15 protein-coding genes and 1 tRNA gene are annotated in these 12,417 nt (G+C 48.0%); 5 read left to right on the top strand and 11 right to left on the bottom strand.

Translation table 11 applies throughout. From position 1 onward, the window contains the following. The coding region (locus WCV72_04865) for a hypothetical protein (GenBank protein MFA6458684.1) at nt 1-294 on the bottom strand (294 nt) is incomplete at its 3' end. Nucleotides 295-413: 119 nt separating this feature from the next. On the opposite strand from WCV72_04865, the gene aspS reads away from it, so the two are divergent. Further along, nucleotides 414-2,273, top strand: a complete 1,860-nt coding sequence (gene aspS / locus WCV72_04870; protein ID MFA6458685.1) for an aspartate--tRNA ligase — start codon at nt 414-416, stop codon at nt 2,271-2,273. A 36-nt stretch (nt 2,274-2,309) separates the two neighbouring features. Here aspS and WCV72_04875 read toward each other — a convergent pair whose 3' ends face one another. The 3 genes from WCV72_04875 to WCV72_04885 are packed head-to-tail and all read right to left on the bottom strand — an operon-like array spanning nt 2,310 to nt 4,653. After that, entirely contained in the window at nt 2,310-3,062 is a 753-nt protein-coding gene (locus WCV72_04875; GenBank protein ID MFA6458686.1) for a GGDEF domain-containing protein, read from the bottom strand. 29 nt (nt 3,063-3,091) lie between these two features. After that, nucleotides 3,092-3,442, bottom strand: coding sequence for a hypothetical protein (locus tag WCV72_04880; protein ID MFA6458687.1), 351 nt, complete (start codon nt 3,440-3,442; stop codon nt 3,092-3,094). Continuing rightward, on the bottom strand, nt 3,439-4,653 hold the full coding sequence (locus WCV72_04885) for a DHH family phosphoesterase (protein MFA6458688.1): 1,215 nt from the start codon (nt 4,651-4,653) through the stop codon (nt 3,439-3,441). The genes WCV72_04880 and WCV72_04885 overlap by 4 nt, the downstream gene beginning before the upstream one ends. Before the next feature lie 187 nt (nt 4,654-4,840). Here WCV72_04885 and rpsF point away from each other — a divergent pair, with 187 nt between their 5' ends. The 4 genes from rpsF (at nt 4,841) to rplU (ending at nt 6,068) form a co-directional block, all read left to right on the top strand. Next, entirely contained in the window at nt 4,841-5,359 is a 519-nt protein-coding gene (gene rpsF, locus WCV72_04890) for a 30S ribosomal protein S6 (protein ID MFA6458689.1), read from the top strand. A 27-nt stretch (nt 5,360-5,386) separates the two neighbouring features. Beyond that, nucleotides 5,387-5,617 (top strand): 30S ribosomal protein S18, encoded by a 231-nt coding sequence (rpsR, locus tag WCV72_04895; protein MFA6458690.1) that lies wholly within the window; start codon nt 5,387-5,389, stop codon nt 5,615-5,617. Nucleotides 5,618-5,634: 17 nt separating this feature from the next. Further along, nucleotides 5,635-5,709 (top strand) — tRNA-Thr (locus WCV72_04900). A gap of 41 nt (nt 5,710-5,750) precedes the next feature. After that, nucleotides 5,751-6,068 carry a 50S ribosomal protein L21 gene (rplU, locus tag WCV72_04905; protein ID MFA6458691.1) on the top strand — a complete coding sequence of 106 codons (318 nt, stop codon included), beginning with the start codon at nt 5,751-5,753 and terminating at the stop codon, nt 6,066-6,068. Here rplU and WCV72_04910 read toward each other — a convergent pair. From WCV72_04910 to WCV72_04940, 7 genes are all read right to left on the bottom strand, one after another. Beyond that, nucleotides 6,058-6,828, bottom strand: coding sequence for a hypothetical protein (locus WCV72_04910; protein ID MFA6458692.1), 771 nt, complete (start codon nt 6,826-6,828; stop codon nt 6,058-6,060). The two genes, rplU and WCV72_04910, sit on opposite strands and share 11 nt — an antisense overlap. 87 nt (nt 6,829-6,915) lie before the next feature. Next, nucleotides 6,916-8,790 carry a hypothetical protein gene (locus WCV72_04915; protein ID MFA6458693.1) on the bottom strand — a complete coding sequence of 625 codons (1,875 nt, stop codon included), beginning with the start codon at nt 8,788-8,790 and terminating at the stop codon, nt 6,916-6,918. Between the two features lie 52 nt (nt 8,791-8,842). Next, complete coding sequence (locus WCV72_04920) at nt 8,843-10,243, bottom strand: peptidoglycan DD-metalloendopeptidase family protein (GenBank protein MFA6458694.1); 1,401 nt, start codon at nt 10,241-10,243, stop codon at nt 8,843-8,845. 9 nt (nt 10,244-10,252) lie between these two features. Next, nucleotides 10,253-10,720 (bottom strand): Hsp20/alpha crystallin family protein, encoded by a 468-nt coding sequence (locus tag WCV72_04925; protein ID MFA6458695.1) that lies wholly within the window; start codon nt 10,718-10,720, stop codon nt 10,253-10,255. A gap of 37 nt (nt 10,721-10,757) precedes the next feature. Further along, nucleotides 10,758-11,468, bottom strand: a complete 711-nt coding sequence (gene thyX / locus WCV72_04930; GenBank protein ID MFA6458696.1) for an FAD-dependent thymidylate synthase — start codon at nt 11,466-11,468, stop codon at nt 10,758-10,760. After that, the gene (epsC, locus tag WCV72_04935; GenBank protein MFA6458697.1) at nt 11,465-11,989 is read right to left on the bottom strand and encodes a serine O-acetyltransferase EpsC; all 525 of its coding nucleotides are present in this window, start codon (nt 11,987-11,989) and stop codon (nt 11,465-11,467) included. Before epsC ends, thyX begins: the two co-directional genes overlap by 4 nt. 36 nt (nt 11,990-12,025) lie before the next feature. After that, nucleotides 12,026-12,391, bottom strand: coding sequence for a four helix bundle protein (locus tag WCV72_04940; GenBank protein MFA6458698.1), 366 nt, complete (start codon nt 12,389-12,391; stop codon nt 12,026-12,028). Nucleotides 12,392-12,417: the final 26 nt, after the last annotated feature.

A 12,417-nucleotide genomic window follows, 5' to 3' on the forward strand; every position in this document is an offset into this window, starting at 1 on the left:
ATTCGCCATGACGAGGGCTTCGTCGCTGCCTTTCGGGATTTCCGAATCGAACTTGGTCGAAGTGGTCGTCAGCGTGTCGGAATCTTTTTGAATGAAGACCTCCGCGTTGGCAGTTTGCTGAGTCAGCTCCGGCTTCACATTGTCGAGAATATTAAGCTCGGTGGTAGAGATGTTTGCGGAGAGCCAGGTGCTGACCGGAAGATTGAAGACCAGGCAAAACAAGAGCAACGCGGCGAGTACGCCGGAAAGTGCAAAGAGCTTTTTGGGACGAGTTGGTGCGGGGTTGATTTCCAATTTTTGGGAGAAATTCTTTTAGGTTTGGTTTTTATTTAAAAAATCTTGACATTTTAGCAAAAATAAGGGGAAAAATCAATCTGAAAATATGTTAAAATCGTCAAAATTTAACTTTTTAAATGCTCAAAACTTTTTACCGTTCGCATTCGTGCAACGAACTTTCTGACAAGAATATCGATCAAGAAGTTCAGCTCGTCGGTTGGGTCGATCGCCGCCGCGACCATGGCGGACTAATTTTCATTGACCTGCGCGATCGCTTCGGCATCACCCAGATCGTCACCGATCCGGAAATTTCCGGCGACACACACAAAATTTTCGAAACTGTCCGACCAGAGTGGGTACTGCAAATCACGGGAAAAGTGCGCGCGCGACCGGCTGGTCAAGAGAATGAAAAAATGGCGACAGGCAAAATTGAGATCCTCGCGACCGCGATCAAAGTGCTAAATGAAGCCGAAACTCCCCCATTTGAGATTGCGGATGAGAATGCTGAGAACGAAGAAATCAGAATGAAATTTCGTTATCTCGATTTACGCAGAAAAAGAATGCAGAAAAATATCGTGCTGCGCCACAAACTTTTACAAGCGACGCGCAAATATTTTTATGACCAGGGATTTATCGAAATCGAAACGCCGATTTTGATCAAAGGCACACCCGAAGGCGCACGCGAGTACATCGTCCCAAGCCGCGTTCATGCTGGAAAATTCTATGTTTTACCGCAGTCGCCGCAACAGCTGAAGCAACTCTCGATGGTCGCCGGCTTCGACCGCTACATGCAAATCGCCCGCTGTTTCCGCGACGAAGATCAACGCGGCGATCGCCAACCTGAGTTCACGCAGATGGATTTGGAAATGAGTTTCGTCAATGCTGAAGATGTGATGGCGGTGAATGAAGCCGCCCTACTCTCGGTCACGCGAGAATGCCGACCGGATGTGAAATTGAAATTTGCGAAATTTCCGCGCCTGAGTTTCGACGACGCGATGAACAAATACGGTTCAGACAAACCCGACCTCCGCTACGATTTGGAAATGGTCGATGTCTCGGAAGAATGTCGCGGCTGCGGCTTCGGAATCTTCGCCGGAGTGCTTGAAAAAGGCGGTTTTGTGAAAGTTTTGCGCGTGCCCGGTGGCGCAGAATTCTCGCGCAAAGACATCGAAGAATTGACCGACGCCGCGAAAATTTACGGCGCGAAAGGTCTCGCCTGGATCAAGTCATGCGACAGTGAAAATAAAAAAAACGCGAGCGGAGCGAGCTCCAAAAACTACGAACTACAAACTACGAACTACAAACTCGCTTTCGAGGGAGTGCCGGTCGAAAAACTCGGCGCAGAATTGACCGAGAAAATCGCGCAAAAATGTGGAACGAAAGCGGGAGACATTTTGCTTTTCGCTGCGGACGAATGGGAGACCGCCTGCAACTCGCTCGGTGCAGTCAGAATCGCGACCGCCGGGAAATTGAAACTACTCGCTGGCAAAGAAAATGAATTCGCCTTCGCCTGGGTGACTGACTTCCCGATGTTCGCGCGCGATGCGGAGACCGGCGGACTCGCCTCGATGCACCATCCTTTCACCCGACCAAAAAATCCAGCCGACCTCGACTCCGATCCTTTGAAAGCGAAAGCCGAGGCTTACGATGTGATTTTGAATGGCTACGAAGTCGGTGGCGGCTCAGTCCGAATCCACGAACGCGATTTGCAAAAAAAGATTTTCGACATTTTACAAATCTCGGACGAAGACGCGGAACGCCGTTTTGGACATATTTTAAAGGCTTTTTCTTACGGAGCCCCGCCGCACGGCGGCATCGCCTGGGGGCTCGATCGTCTCGCGATGCTCTTCGCGGGCGAGCCAAATATTCGCGAAGTCATCGCCTTCCCGAAGACGAATCGCGCCGAAGATTTGATGCTCGGTGCGCCCGATATTTTGCCAGCTGAGCAGCTGAAAGAAGCGAACATTGCTTCAGTCACAAGCAAGCCAAAAAACTAAAAGCGAATTCTAAGCTTTTTCACGCTACCGATTTACTTAAAATAGTCGGCGCGCAGACAAGCGAATTTTCCGAATAAACTTTTTGAATCTGTGTTTTTTTGTTTTTTCAGGAGACAATGCACAAACCCTATTTCGCCCGGTTTGCTTAGCATAATAAGAACAGGCATCAGCTCGTTTTATAAAACCCTCTTTTGTTTCTCCATCTTTTAGGTTTAGCTCGGCGACACCAAAACTCCCAGTAATTCTGATTTCTTTCTCGTCAAAAGAGCTCCTGTCTTCTTCGATATTTGCCCTAATTTTTTCAGCAACTTGTTTGGCTTCATCAAGATTTGTCTCTGATAAAAGAATGACAAATTCTTCGCCGCCCCAACGAGCCACGACATCGGTCGCGCGGACACTCGTCCTCAACTTTCTAGCAACGAAGCGCAAAACTGCATCACCGGCATCATGACCATATTCATCATTCACACTTTTGAAATGATCCAGATCAATAAAAATCGCTGAAAGCGCAGTGTGACTTCTTTTTGCGCGCTCGATTTCTTTATCGAAGTCTGCGTCAAGAGATCTCCGATTCGCCAAGCCGGTTAGTGGATCAATTGAAGCATGCCTGAGGCTCTCTGCTGTTAATTCTTCAAATTCAGGCGAAGGCGTCGCATATGCTGCCAAAAGCGCGCGAATCTTCGGGCGAGATTCCTCTGGAAATTTTTCCAAATCTTCCGCCAATCCGTGTTTGGGGTCAAAGCTAAATTCCTCTTCGCCTGACTTATCGAGCTTCTTTTTTTTTGGCATGATGAGTTTACTTTCTTCCGTAATAAAAATTAACTTATTGTTTTAAAAGAGACTTTTTTAACTCTTTTGTCGGCATTCTTACTCAGTTCGTGCTTCAAAATATCAAGAGATAGAGTCATCGGAACTCTACACTCAACCACATCTGCGGGATAAAACCCCGGAATTATTTTTTTAAATCGATCCCTGAAGCGCAATCGACAATGCCAGAATTCAATTCTTTGGGCATCGCAACCAGCCTGAGCCAAGGCGACCCGGAGGCAACACTCACTGGCTGATCGAGGAAAAGGATCTTTACTCCCAGCGAAGACCACGCGCAGAATTCTTTCTTTCGAAACTCCAGCTTCGGCTAACTTATCCGCAGACATTTTGGAAGCAGTCATTTCTGTTTCTTTAAGTCTTTTTTCAGTTTCTCGGATTCAATTTTTTCAGTCAGCAAACCGAGTCGTTCCGCCTGAACCGCCTGAATTTTAGCGATAATTTCCGATTCAATCGCTTCGATTTTTTTATTCGGAATTTTGAAACCAGCCGCGGCGTGATGTCCCCCGCCGCCGAAAATTCCGGCGATTGCAGTCGCCGAGATAGCGGGCGTCGTCGTCCGCAAACTGCCGGAGACAGTCGCGCCTTTCTGCTTCAGGAGCAGTACGACTTCCGCGCCCGGCGCATTCGAAAGCAGCTCGTCAATCAGTCCGTCTGTCGCCGTCTCGACCGCTTCGGTCGCGCGAAAATCTTCAGTCGTCACCGTGCTCCACACGATTCTGTGCGCCTCGTCGAATTCAATCTTCGACAAAACGCGTCCCCATAATTTCAAAGTCGAGAGCTGTTTGGTTTTGTAAACATGACGAATGATTTCTTGCTGGCGCGCGCCGGCTTCGATCAAATCAGCGGACAATTCGAGCGAACGCGGCGTCGTATTGGAATTTTGGAACGAGCCAGTATCAGTGATAATTCCAGTCAAAATAAGCGTCGCGACATCTTCATCGAGTAATTTTTTGTTGAATTCTGATTCGAGTGAGCGCAGCAAACGCAGGACCAATTCACTCGAGCTCGCCGCTGTCGTATCGACGAAATTCACTTTGCCGAAGCCAGTGTTGCTCGCGTGGTGGTCGATATTCACGACCGGAATGTCGTAAAAGATATTGGGGTTCGCGTCGAAAAGTCCACCGAGCTGCGGCAGGTCGGGCACATCGACGCAGACGATCAAATCGAAATCCGCCTCTCCGACCGCGAACTCAATTTCGTCTTTAGAAAAAGGTGCACCGCCGACCGGTCGCACAGAAATCTTGAGTACGCCGTCTTCGATCTTGTGAAAAACCTCCGCCGACGCGCGCTCGGCGAGCGGAAAATTAATGATGAGATCATTCGCTCCAGCAATCGTCGTCTCGAAACTTTCAAGTGCCGGGAGAAAATCCAGCAACTCCGGTACCGGATCCGCCGCGGCCGCAATCACGCTTTTGCCCAATTTGCGCAGCGCGAGCAGCAAAGCCAGCGCACTCCCGATCGCATCGCCGTCAGGATTTTGGTGACCAAGCACGAGGATTTTTTCGCTTTGGCGCAGGAGATTTACGATCTGTTGGAGCGGAGTCGAATTCAAATTGCTTGAAATTTAAGCGATTACTTTAAACTTTTTTATTAAGTTTGTAAAAGCTTTCTTGATATTTTACCACTAAATAAACAAAAGTCAAGCTTTTAATTTTGACGGTTGGCTTCTGTAAATTTAGAATCACGCAGCTTTTTTGGGATTCGCTCTGTCGAATTCCAAGCCTAATTCCACAAGAAGCATGACTGAAAAAACCACCAACTCGTACGAGCTCCTCGCTATCTTCGCGGGCAGTTTGCGTGAAAGCGAATTTAAGAAAGAGCTTGAGAGGCTAGAAACCGAGCTCGCGCGCATCGCGAAAATTCTAAACAAAGTTGTTTGGGCCAGCCGCCCACTCGCCTACAAGATTGACGGTGAAATGACCGGCAATTATTTCGTCACGCATTTCGAAGCCGAAGGTAAAGAAATCAACAAGCTCGACAATTCCCTGCGCCTCGATCCGAAAATCATTCGGCATTTGATCTGCAAGACTCCGAAAAATTACAAATGGCGCGAATACACTGAAGAAGATCTTGAACACGATTTCACGAAATTGGATCGCACCGAAGCAGCCGTCGAGCCGCGCTTCGTGAAAAAAGGCACTGCCGCTGCCAAACGACCAGCCGCAGCCACCACGAAAAAGATTGAGAAAAAAATCGAACCTCAGGCTGATGCCGGAGAAATCGACAAACAGCTCGACGATATTCTCGCTGATTTATAAAGTAAAAAGCTAAATTTAATTTTTAAAATGGTTAAAAATTCTTCAGTTCGCAAGCTCTGCAAATTTTGCGCCGCACACGCCGAGTTTATTGATTACAAAGATGTGCGCATTTTGCGCCGCTACATCAATCTCGATGGCAAAATTCAACCACGCAAATATTCGGGCGTTTGCCTGAAACACCAGCGTATGCTTTCGAACGCGATTAAAAAGGCGCGCATTGCAGCGCTTGTCCCCTTCGTCCGCGACGCGGTTTTATAGTCTAAAATAACGAACCCGCCGCCTTAGCTCAGTGGTAGAGCACTTCCATGGTAAGGAAGGGGTCTCGGGTTCAAGTCCCGAAGGCGGCTCCACTCCAAAAAATAATCCTCACTGCTTAATCCTTATTCCTACCTTGTCTAAATTTGCAATCATCGGTCTCGGCGGCAAACAGTTCCGCGTCAGCGAAGGCGACAAAATCATCGCTGAGAAAGTCGCGGAAGCGGACGCCGGCACGATCAAAATCAATCATGTCTTCCTCGTCGCCGACGGCGATGCCGTGAAAATCGGCGCACCAATCGTCGAGGGCGCGAGCGTCGAGGCGAAAGTTTTGGGAGTGAAGAAAGGTGAAAAGATTCGTGTCTTCAAGATGAAACAGCGCAAACGCTACCGCCGCGAAAGAGGTCATCGTCAATTTGAGATGGAGCTGGAGATTTTGAAAATCAATGGCTAATCGAGCCTTTCAGAATTGGCCTCAATTCAGACTTCGTAGGTTTTTTGGTTGGATGACCTACGGGATTAGACTTTTGAGGTTCACCATTATTTTTTCCATTCCTATATTCGCGCTTTAAATCCAAGCTATCCAAGTGGCTGTCAGCATCTTCTTTTTTTGCAAAAATTGACGAACCCAAAAACAAAACCGTGTTAACGCCTTTGACCTGAAGATAACCCTTCTCATCAACTCCAAGTAGGGTGACTGTCTCGATTCTGTTGCCGTATTTAACGATTATCCAAGCATCTTTACCTTCTAGTCTCCCCGCCCCAAAAGACTCTTTAATTTTTTTTAATCTCTCTAAAATTTCGTCAAAAAAACGACTTTTCATGTCTATCCTCGAAACATGACCGCGTTCACAACGTAATTCAGTTGCTTTCAAAATTAAGCTAATGGAATCAGGCTTAGGATCAAGCTCGTCTAATAGATTCTGAATCTGGTTTAGCTTTTCTTGCCGTGAAATTTCCTTCTTGTAAAGCTCTAATTGAGCCCGAATTATTGATTCAGGATTAAACACTTCCGTTATGTCGGGAGGAGCTTCCCTATCAGTGGCAGTGGCAAATTTTTCTATCTGTTCTTTTTTCGCAGCAATAGCCTTTTGGGTTTCAATTGGAATCGGCCAATTCAAACCTAGTGCTTCAACTTGCTTGCGAATTTGCGCGACCATTTCAGTGGTCAAGCCATCAACTCCGCTCAGCGCTTCTGTTTCATATTTTTTCATTTGAAAAATTAAGACCGGATTCTAAAGCAAATCTAAAATTTGGCAAATCTCGTCTAAAGCTCGAGCTTGCTTTGCAATCAAAAATCCTTATGAATTCTGATACTTGTAGGACTTCTTCATCGCCTTCCAAAAAACATCGCGGCTGATACAGTGTGGATTCGTACCATCGCAGTCTTTGTTCTCAAGTAAATTTTGGTAGTGGGCGAAAGTGTGACTGTCCTCATATTTGTACGGATCATCTTGCAGGTTTTTTGTCACAGCTGCGTGTGCCTTGTCCACATCGCCACCCGCTTTAGCCAATTCTTCCTGCATGCCGAGATTGTAAGCGCGCACCAAACCTCTGAATTCAGCTGATTTGGCTTCTTTCTTCACAGTATCGATCGCCTCACCGAGAATTGCCGCGACCGGAGCCGCCGCATCGGATTCGACCAAATCCATGAGTTCGCCGAAAGCCTGCTTCTTAGCTTCGTCTGTCACTTTTTCTAAAACTTGATCTTTGATATAACCAGTCACGCGATCCAGCTCCCTGGCTGAATCCTGCTGTTGTTGATTCAAGCCCTTCTCAATCGCTGCTTGGCGCTCCAACATGCGCTCGTAAAAAAGTAGCTGCTCGTCGTATTTCTTCTCCTTTTCGGTCGGATTGGAATTCCAAAATTTGAGATAGTCTTTGGCGTTACCAAGTTTTTCATCCCACCGAAGCTTCAGTAATTCCGCATCATCCATATTTTCAATGTTGTTGTTCGGATCGTTTTTGTAAGCCAATAAATCACGCATCGTCTGATACTCTTTTTCCGTCATGCTATTACCCTGATCTCTCAGCCGATTATTCAGCTCAACCAAGGTGTCTTTTGATTTTTGATCGAGCTTACCGCTAGCGTAATCAACCGCCGCTTGCTTATTCAGCGGATCGCTCAGAGATTCATAATCCTTTTTATTATTAGCATTCATGACATCGAGATAGTCCGATTTCTTGGACTCGAGACCTGCTAATTGTTTTTGCAATTCCGGATCATCGCCTTTTTTAAGTTCATTTTTCAAAAAATCGATTTGTTCATCAATCTCAATCACACTGCCGGAAGTGACCGAGGGCGACACCGCAGTGACGCACTGAGCCTTGTCGGAGCCGGTCAGCATTTTGCAGCCGCTCGGATTTTCGAATTTGATGGCAGTGCTCAGAATGCACTCTGCTTTCGTGTAGGAATAAATACCACCTTCAATCTTGTCGCAAACACCTAAATCTCCAGTGTTTTCCGCGATTTTCAAATAGCATTTATCTCGTGGCGGATTCGAGCCAGTATCTTCGAAGTCTGCGCCTTTGATCTTCGCGCACGCGTCGGGATTGGCGTCCTGAATCGCGTTGTTCTGCAAACAATGATCGGGGTTGTCGAAAAAACTACACGCCCATTCATTGATCGTACCGCAACCGGACAAGAAAAAAGGCAAAATTAAAATCGCTGCCAGCGTGCCGCTGTTTTTGCCGAGACCTTTTTTGAGAATTAATTTGACGACGAGAATCAAAACCCAAATAACGATTAACCCAAATAAAAACTTGGTGGTCGAGAGCAGCGGCTCGGCAATGTAGTAAGTGGTGGCTCTGGCGATGTCGGTGTATTTATTTTCGAGCAGCGCATCACGAGCAAATAAGTACCAAGGCAACGCCATCAGCGCCGCCAGCAGCGGATAGCTCAGTGAGAATTTTTTCAGCTTGGTGATTTTCAGAATCAAGTAAACGGCGTAGCCTCCGAGCAGCGACAAGAAACCCGCAGCCAAACCAGTGTAAATGCTGTATTTGCTGAAGATTTCTGTCACTTGTGAATTGGCGATATCAGCGTGCTTGATCGCCATCAGGTCGTAAGCGCAGAAGTAATAAAGTCCGGCGAAAATTAGCCAAAATAAGAACGGCAACCAAGCCGAATGTAAAAAACATTTTCTGGTTTTTGCTTTTTGCGCTGTTTTAGCCATTGGTGGTATTTAAAGGTGGGGTTGAAAAAATTTTAATCGAGTCGGTGAGATTTCACAATTTCACTGCCCCAGCCATATATTTTTGGGGAATGTCTTCAAGCCGCATTTTTTCGAGCGGCAGATAATCGAGCGGATCAACATGGTCGCCATTGTCGATGACCTCAAAGTGTAAGTGTGCGCCGGTCGTCATGTAACCCGCACCAGCTGTACCGGGAATGCCGCCCGAGAGCCCGATCAAATCGCCCGCCCGCACAGCTTCACCCTCTTTCACAAAAATTTTGGAGATGTGACCATATACTGTAGCGAGCCCGTCAGAATGTGCGAGCGTGATATAAGAATAGCCTCTACCGTTATCCTGAGCTTTATACACGATTCCTGGCGCAGCTGCGGAGACGCGCGAACCCTGCGTGAGTCGGAAGTCGATGGCTTCATGCTTGACGCCGAAGCGCGTGACATAGCTCGCATCGTGGAAATAAGCCGTGATGCCGCGCCCCGGACTCGCCGGCCAGAGTACGCGCGGAATGCGATCAGGGAAAATCACTCCTGCAAACGAAGCCACTGATTGATCCTCCAATAGCTTCGCGAAATCTTCCTCGCTCAAGCTACCCTTCAGGGTTTTGAGCTGGCTATCAATCACACCAAGTTGCGATTTCAATTCGGCGACTTCAGCGAGTGCCTGAAGTTGCTGTTTTCTCGAATCCTCGACGAGCTGGCGATATTGCTCTTCCTGCCCGCGCGTCTCATCTAGCAAAGATTGCTTCGCCGCACGCGTCTCAGCCAGCTCGCGCGTGCGCAGCATGATTTCCTGCTGTAGCAGAATCAGCTCGCCTCGCTTCGCCAGCAAATTCGCTTTCACGGTTTCGTAATCAGACTGTTTTTGCTGTAAATCGAGGATCAGACTCGCGGAGATATTTTGAAGAATGTCGAGGTAAGTTTTCTTCGTCTCGACATCTGCCAGCGATTCGTCCGTGAAAAGAAATTTGAGTGTGGAAATTTCACCGGTTTTCCAATCCGTGTATTGCATCGTCTCGGAATAAGCGAGCCGGATGAATTCATCGAGCAAATCACGCGAACGCGCCATCGCCACTTCGCGCATCTCGGACAATTCTTCGAGGTCGGCGAGCTCGAGCTGAATCGACTTGGTCGCCTCCTGCAAGTTGTCGAGATTGGCTTGTTCCCGCGCCAGGTTTTGGTCGAGATTCGCGATCTGCGCCGCCAGCGTATTGACCTGCGCTTCGAGCAGCGGCAATTTATCTTTCACGACCTGATCGACTGAACCAGCGGAATTGAGATAGGTCTCGTATTTTTTGTCGATTTCATTACGCACGAAGATGAGTGCATCGACCGTCTTGCTCGCCTGGTCAAAAACTCCCCGCTCAGTCGCCGCGAGTGCGAGCGGAGTCGCGAAAACAACGAGACCGAGAACGAGTGAGATGAATTTGGAAATTTTCAATGTTCGATTTTATTCAGTCGGCTGAATCTTGACGATTCGCGTGCGCACATTGTCGAGCTTCGGAATCGTCAGAACCAAAACGCTTTTTTTAAATTCGGCACGCGCCTTTTTGGAATCGACCGCCTCCGGCAAAACAATCGAGCGCGAGAATGGTCCGAAGAAACATTCCTGAACGAGGAAATCATCGTCCGCCATCTCGGGCAAAGGCGAAATGCGCTCACCCTCGATCGTCACGACATCCTCGGTAATCTCGACACGCACATCATCCGGGTGCACCCCGGCGAGCGGCGCGACGATAATCAAATTGTTGTTCGTCTCGTGCACATCGACCGCGAGCTGCGCTACTTCACTGTCTTCGTTTTCGGCAATTTCCGGTGTCACTTTGCGCAAGGTCGAAACCGGCACAGGTACATTTTGCGGGCGTTTCAAATTCGTAGCGAGGTTGCCGATGCCGATTGGTTTTGGGTCGAAGCTCATGGCTCAATTTTAAATTTAAAATTGAAAATTTAAAATTTTACTTACTAGACTTTTTCGCGATTCGAGTTCGCAGCTCCGCCCCCACAATCGCCTTCCACTTGCCGCAGGACAAATCACCTTCCCAACAAATTTTTTGGGTCTCGCAAGTCGGTCCCGCGAATTTGAAAATATTGGGTGCGATTGGCTTCACGAGCTTCAGCATCTCGTTCGCCAGCTCGCGAATCTCCCACTGCGCGCGGACGCAAAGCCGGTGTTCGAAAAAATTGAGCAAGCCCCGCGCGTTCATCGTAAGAATGATGTTGGTCTTGGTCGCCTGTGGCGTGAGATAGCGCGCATCCTCAGGCTTGATTTCCAGTGCTTTCAGCTTCTCGACAGTTTGGTCTAGGCTTTTTTTGAATTCCGCGACGACCTGCAGCGCCTCCGGATTATTCGCGATGGAGGCCGGGACGACGAAGTCCGTGTGAGTTTTGTTGTAGCGCCCGGACTTGATGGAGTAGCTCGCGTGGCGGTGCCGCACTAGCTGCGTCTCGGTGACGCGCGAAACTCCCTCGACAGCGAAAGTGAAACTCGCGTGTTCAATCGTCGAGAGATGTCCGGAATTCATCACGATATCAATCAAGCGTTCGCGTTTTTCGAGCGAAATCGTTTCTTTCAATTCTTCGCCGCTTTTCGCGGAATAGCACTGATTGATCGCTGCCGCGACGACAGCTTCCGGATCGATGGTGTGGGAAATGAGAACGACTTTCATTTTTTCTTTTTTAAAATCTTGCCGAGCGAACCCGCAACAATCGTCTTCTTCGGCACATCATTGATCACGACTGCGAGCGCGCCAATCTTGGAATCACTGCCAATCTTGACCGGTCCGAGAATTTTCGCACCCGCACCAATCACGACGCGATCACCAATCGTCGGATGCCGCTTTTTTTGCAGATTTTTTTGCCACCAACCAATCGCGCCGAGCGTCACATCATGATAAATCATGACATCATCGCCGACCTCCGCCGTCTCGCCAATCACGACGCCATAACCATGGTCGATGAAAAAGCGCTTGCCAATCCGCGCGCCGGGATGAATCTCGATTCCGGTGATGAAGCGTCCGATTTGCGAAATCAGCCGTGGGAAAAATGGAACACCAAGCTCGAACAGCGGATGCGCAATGCGGTGAAAAACGAGCGCCCACATCCCCGGGTAAAGCAAAATCTCAAGCGGGCGCACTCCGCCACGCAGCGCAGGATCGCGTTTCATCGCAGCTGAAATCCAATCAAACATTTTAGGTGGTAGGGTTTAGGGGATAGGGTTTAGGTTTTAGGTTGTAGGTTGTAGTAATTTTCTACGAATCACGAAGAGGATTTTAGCAACTTCGGACAAATCAGCGAGTATTTTTTCAGTTTGATTTTCATCGAAATATTTAAATTCGCCCGCGAGCAAAATTTGCGTTTCAAGCTCCGCTGCCGAACCAAGTGCTGTGCTTAAAAAATTAGCATAATCCTTTCGTGTCGAACGAGCTGAACCCTCGGCGATATTTGAAGACAGCGAAACCGCCGCCCGGCGCATTTGGGATTTCAAACCGCATTCTTCACTTCGCGGAAAATTTTCCGTAAATTGATAAATCTTTTTGGTCAAAACAAAACCTTTCTGCCAAACGATTAGTTCTTTAAAATTTCTAATCATAAATTTACTATACCCTAAACCCTGTC

Source organism: Patescibacteria group bacterium, from assembly GCA_041665585.1.
GTDB lineage: Bacteria > Patescibacteriota > Gracilibacteria > JAHISY01 > JAHISY01 > JAHISY01.